Genomic DNA, 270 nt, shown 5'->3' with positions numbered 1-270 from the left:
GAAGGACCAGGCGGTCTACCCGTTCAGCGGAGAGCCTACAACACCAGTTGAGAAGGTCGAGCGCCAGGTTTTCGACATCGTAGCGGTCAACGTCGCTCGCCATCTACCAGATTTCGATACCAGTCAACCGAAAAATCGTAAGTTCCAACTCCGCATGTTGCGACAGGCGATCGAGCACAGCCCCGAGGACTTGCAGGTGATCCTCGAGGAGGTGTTGCTCTTGCCCAAGAGACAGCGAGAAGAACTGGCGCAGTTGCTGCAGGACACGTC

1 pseudogene is annotated in these 270 nt (G+C 56.7%); it reads left to right on the top strand.

Annotated features, from left to right (window positions below):
- A pseudogene (locus tag SB751_RS30845) lies at positions 1-270 on the top strand (histidine kinase); the annotation flags it as partial.

It is taken from the genome of Cupriavidus sp. SIMBA_020, from assembly GCF_046535395.1.
Taxonomy (GTDB): Bacteria; Pseudomonadota; Gammaproteobacteria; order Burkholderiales; family Burkholderiaceae; genus Cupriavidus; species Cupriavidus campinensis.
Note: the sequence above shows the minus strand (reverse complement) of the source record. Positions and strands in the feature narration are given on the sequence as shown.